A 4,612-nucleotide genomic window follows, 5' to 3' on the forward strand; every position below is an offset into this window, starting at 1 on the left:
GTCATCACATGACACTACTCTACGAGGTTATGTAGCTTTCTATACTCGAGAGCGTTAAGAAGCTCAATAAAACCGGGTAGGTCGTGGGCGCGGTCGATCTTGTGCAGGAGACAGGACCGGCGGCCCGCGCGATAGGTCGGGCCCGCCGTGCTGGGCGGCGGCCTGCTTCAGGGATCTGGCGACGGCGGCGGGATCGACCGACGGGCCGTCGAAGTCCCCCGCCCCCGCCATGCCGAACAGGGCCTGCAGCAGGGCGTTGCGCGCGTGGGGCAGATGGCGGCGCAGCAGATTGGACTGCTCGACGCTTCCCGTCTGCAGGGTGATCTGGGTCAGGATGAAGGCGTTGGTGCGGCCCTCCACCAGCACCGGCACCATCAATTGCCCAACCTCCACATAGAAGGGGCCGGGACCGTCGGTGGGAAGGTCCGGCCCGGCGCCAGCCGTCTGCTCCGCCGTCTTCTCCTCGGCGCCGAGCGTCAGCTGCAGGCGTCCGATGCCGTAGCCCACTGCCGCCGCCAGCGCGGCGCAGAGCACGAAGACCGAGTAACGGCTGGGTCCGGGACGGTCCGCCATGGTCGCGTCTCCCCGCCGCTCAGAAGGGCATGATGATGTCGAAGACCTGCTGGCCGTAGCGCGGCTGCTGGACGTCGGTGATCTGGCCGCGCCCGCCGTAGGTGATCCGCGCCTCGGCGATCTTGTCGTAGTCGATGGTGTTCACGTTGGTGATGTCCTCGGGCCGGATGACCCCGGCGATGCGCATCTCGCGCAGCTCGTAGTTCACCCGCACCTCCTGCCGCCCGGCGATCACGAAGTTGCCGTTGGGCAGCACCTCGGTCACCACCGCCGCGGCGCGCATGGCGATGCGCTCGTTGCGCTGGATCGTCCCGGTGCCGGAGGAGGAGGAGGAACTGTCCATGTCGACGAGGCTGGACGGGTTCACCGCGTCGGGCAGCACCGCGGGCAGCCGCGACTCCAGCCCGAAGAAGTTCGGCACGCCCGCCGATTCGGCGTTGGAGCGCTGGCGCTGCGTCTGGTTCTGCAACTGCGCCTGATCGGCGATGTTGATGATGACGGTCAGCAGGTCGCCCACCTGTTTGGCCCGCGGGTCGCGGAAGAAGTCGCGGGACCCGGTGCGCCACAGCGAACTCGGCACCTGCTCGTTGGTGTTGGGGCGCGGCATCGGCATGGAGATGACGCGCGCCTCCGGCGCCATGGCGGGGTTGGAGATTTCCGACAGGCGCGGCGCCTGCCCCACGTCGACCAGCCGCCCGCAGCCGGCGAGCGCCACCGTCAGGGCGAGGAAGGGAACCAAGGTGCGGGGCGGGAGCGTGCGCATGAGGGTGGTGTCCTTGGTTGGACTCGGGTGACTGGGCTCAGAATTTCGCGGACGCCGCGTTGGGCGGCATGGCGTCCGGCGGCCCGCTGACGGTGACGGTCTGCGGCCCGGTGATGGTGCCGGTGACGACGATGTTGCTGGCGATGTTCATCACCCGCACCAGTTCCCCCACCCCGCCGTCCTGCAAAGCACGGCCTCGCGCCATCAGTTGCAGCGGCCCGTCCTCGTAGACGAGGCTGACCGGCTTGTTGCGCTGGACCACCAGCGGAGCGCCGACCGCGGAGGTCTGGATCAGCCGTCCGGCGGAGAGCTGGCGGCGGCTGGCCAGCCCGGCGAGGCTGTCGCGGGAGGTGATGACGGCACCGTTCAGCCGCTCCAGCGGCATCGGGATGGTGGTCAGGTCGCTGTCGGCGATGACCTCGCCGGGCAGGATGCGGCGCGTCGGCACCGGCACCTCCACCATGATGTCGGCCTTCGCCTTCACCTCGACGACGCGCCCGTTGCTGCTGACCAGCGCGCGGACCAGCCCGCCGCGCGGGTCGTAGGACAGGTCGCGCACCGCCTCCACCGGGCCGGAGAAGGGCACGGTCAGCACCACCGAGACCCGCGCGTCCGGCGGCACCGCCGGGCCCAGCGAGGCCGCCAGCTCCTGCGCCAGCAGCGCCTCCACGGCGCCCTCGCCATCGGAAAGGTAGGCCGCCTGGGCGGGCGCGCCGAGCAGATGCAGGGCGACCGTGAGTCCGGCCAGATGACGAACGGAACGCCGCATGATGGTCACCGCATGTTCGACAGCGTGGAGGCCATCTGGTCGCCGGCCTCGACCACCTTCGCGTTCATCTCGTAGGCGCGCTGGGCGGAGATGAGTTCGGTGATCTCCTGGACGACGTTGACGTTGGAGGATTCCAGATACTTCTGCCGGATGGTGCCGAAGCCCGCCTGCCCGCCGGTGCCGTCCTGCGGCTCGCCCGAGGCGGGGGTGGCGCGGTAGAGGTTGTCGCCCATCGCCTCCAGCCCGGATTCATTGACGAACACGGTCATCACGAGCTGGCCCAGCACGCGCGGGCGGGTCTGCCCGTCGACGAAGGCCTGCACCTCGCCGGAGCTGTTCACGGCGATCTCCCGCGTGCCCTGCGGCACGGTGACCTCCGGCAGCACCGGGTGGCCGTCGCTGGTCACGATGGTGCCCTCCGGCGACAGCTTGAAGCCGCCGGCGCGGGTGTAGGCCGTCTCGCCCGCCGGCATGCGGATGTTGAAGTAGCCGCGTCCCTCGATGGCGAGGTCCAGCTCGTTCCCGGTGGAGGTCAGGTTGCCGGTCGTGTTGATGCGGTTGACCGCCCCCGGACGGACGCCGAGGCCGACCTCGATGCCGGTCGGGATGATGGTGCCGGCGTCGGTGGACTGGCTGCCCTGGCGCCGTTCCGACTGGTACATCAGGTCCTGGAACTCGGCGCGCCCGCGCTTGAAGGCGGTGGTGTTGATGTTGGCGATGTTGTTGGAGATGACCTCGACGTTCAACTGCTGGGCCATCATGCCGGTCGAAGCGATGCTGAGCACGCGCATGGACGCAATCTCCTGGTTTTAAGCGGATTTGCCGAGGCGGTTGATGGCGGAGCGCAGAAGGTCCTGCCCGTCGTCCATCATGCGGGTGACCGACTGGTAGTCGCGTGTCAGCTCCATCATCCGCGACATCTCGGCGATGGACTGGACGTTGGATTGCTCGACCTTGCCCTGGATGATCCGGGTGTCGGGGGCCGGCAGCGGCTGGGCGTCCACGGCGTCGAACAGCACGTCGCCGGTCTGGGCGAGCGCCTGCGGGCTTTCGAAGCGGACGACGCGCAGCCGGGCGATCATCTCGTTGTCGGCGGAGACCAGCCCGTCGCTGCCGATCTCCATCCGGCTGCGGTCGGCCGGGATGACGATGGGCTGCTGGTTGTCGTCCAGATAGGGGAAGCCGCCGGCGTTCACGAGCTGCCCGTCCACGTCGCGCCGCATCCGCCCGTCGCGGGTGTAGCGCGGGCCGTCCGGCGTCTGCACCTGGAGCCAGCCGTCGCCGTCCAGCGCCACGTCGTAGGGGTTGTCGGTCGGCTTCAGGCTGCCGGCGGTGAAGTCGGTGTAGGTGGCGCGGTCGATGGTGAAAGCGATCTTGTCGGACGGATTCATGCCGCCGCGCTCCATCGCCGCTTCGAACAGCATGCGTTCACCACGGAATCCCGCAGTGTTCATGTTGGCGATGTTGTTCGCCACGACATCGAGCTGCCGGCGCAAGGCCACTTGCCGCGACAATCCAATGTAAAGGGGATTCTCCATCGCCGGACACCTTCGGTTTGAACGCCGCCTTAACCTAGGTGATGCAGTTTAAAGCCGGGTTTCAACCTGGGGCGCCGCGACGGGAACTGAGCGGTGTCTTGGGGGATTTGATTCCGATTTAGATAAAATTTGGGGCAGTCGCGATGCATCCCTGCCGGACCCTGTCCATCTCCCTGGCCCTGCTGTCGGTCACCACCGCCCTGACGGCGCCTCCCGCCGCGGCGGAGGCACCGGCGCCCGTCACCGTGCAGACGGGCGAGCACGCCGACTTCTCGCGTCTGGCGCTGGTCAACGCGCAGGGCGCCCCGGCCGTCGATGTGGGAAGCTGCGGCGGGCGCGTTGCCTTCTCGCAGGCGGTCCCCTGGCCGCTGGAAGCGCTGAACGGCACCTATTCGCGGCGGCTGACCGGCTTCCAGACGGCCGAGGACGGGCGCAGCCTGACCATGGACTGGCCCTGCGGCGCCCGCGTCACCGTGCGCCGGGAGCGGCGGATCACCTTCATCGACGTGGCCGACCCGCCACGCCCGGCGCGCAAGCCCGGCGCCCCGGTCCCGGCGTCCGAAAGCGTCCTGCTGGCCGAGGCGCCCGGCGCGTCGGTGTTTCCGGTGATCGCGCCGCCGCCTCCCGAACCGGCGCCTGCCCCAACAGCGTCCACCCAAACGGCGCCCATCAGCCTCGCCGAGCGGCTGAACCCGGTCGCCAGCGCCCAGGCGCAGCCGGTCGTGCAGGCGCCGCCCGTGGCACAGGCGCCGCCACCGGTTCAGCCGCAACCGGTCGCCAAGGCCCCGCCCCCCGCCCCACCGAAGCCGGAACCGGCGAAGATGGGGGCTGTAGCCTATACACATCCGACGATGCCTCCGAAGTCCACAGCGCAGGTGACGGGGGCAGCCTATCACCTCACTAGAATATCGCAAGCAGTACGTGATCTGTTGTCACGCGCTCTGCCACTCACTCGTCGACGTAACATCT

5 protein-coding genes and 1 pseudogene are annotated in these 4,612 nt (G+C 69.0%); 1 reads left to right on the forward strand and 5 read right to left on the reverse strand.

All coding sequences use genetic code 11. The features are described 5' to 3' along the window. Window positions 1-63: 63 nt before the first annotated feature. The 5 genes from GBZ26_RS27150 to flgF are packed head-to-tail and all read right to left on the reverse strand — an operon-like array spanning window position 64 to window position 3,643. Window positions 64-573: a hypothetical protein gene (locus tag GBZ26_RS27150; protein WP_174441484.1), complete on the reverse strand. Its 510-nt coding sequence runs from the start codon at window positions 571-573 to the stop codon at window positions 64-66. Window positions 574-592: 19 nt separating this feature from the next. Next, a complete protein-coding gene (gene flgH, locus GBZ26_RS27155; RefSeq protein ID WP_174441485.1) occupies window positions 593-1,336 on the reverse strand; it encodes a flagellar basal body L-ring protein FlgH in 744 nt (247 codons plus the stop codon). A 37-nt stretch (window positions 1,337-1,373) separates the two neighbouring features. Further along, a complete protein-coding gene (gene flgA / locus GBZ26_RS27160; protein ID WP_211104989.1) occupies window positions 1,374-2,105 on the reverse strand; it encodes a flagellar basal body P-ring formation chaperone FlgA in 732 nt (243 codons plus the stop codon). 5 nt (window positions 2,106-2,110) lie between these two features. Next, window positions 2,111-2,896, reverse strand: a complete 786-nt coding sequence (gene flgG / locus GBZ26_RS27165; RefSeq protein WP_137142720.1) for a flagellar basal-body rod protein FlgG — start codon at window positions 2,894-2,896, stop codon at window positions 2,111-2,113. Window positions 2,897-2,914: 18 nt separating this feature from the next. Further along, window positions 2,915-3,643, reverse strand: a complete 729-nt coding sequence (gene flgF, locus GBZ26_RS27170; RefSeq protein ID WP_174441487.1) for a flagellar basal-body rod protein FlgF — start codon at window positions 3,641-3,643, stop codon at window positions 2,915-2,917. Window positions 3,644-3,786: 143 nt separating this feature from the next. On the opposite strand from flgF, the pseudogene GBZ26_RS27175 reads away from it, so the two are divergent. Then, window positions 3,787-4,612 (forward strand): annotated as a pseudogene (locus GBZ26_RS27175) (hypothetical protein); the annotation flags it as partial.

Origin of the sequence: Azospirillum formosense (assembly GCF_013340925.1) — a bacterium.
Lineage (GTDB): Bacteria > Pseudomonadota > Alphaproteobacteria > Azospirillales > Azospirillaceae > Azospirillum > Azospirillum formosense.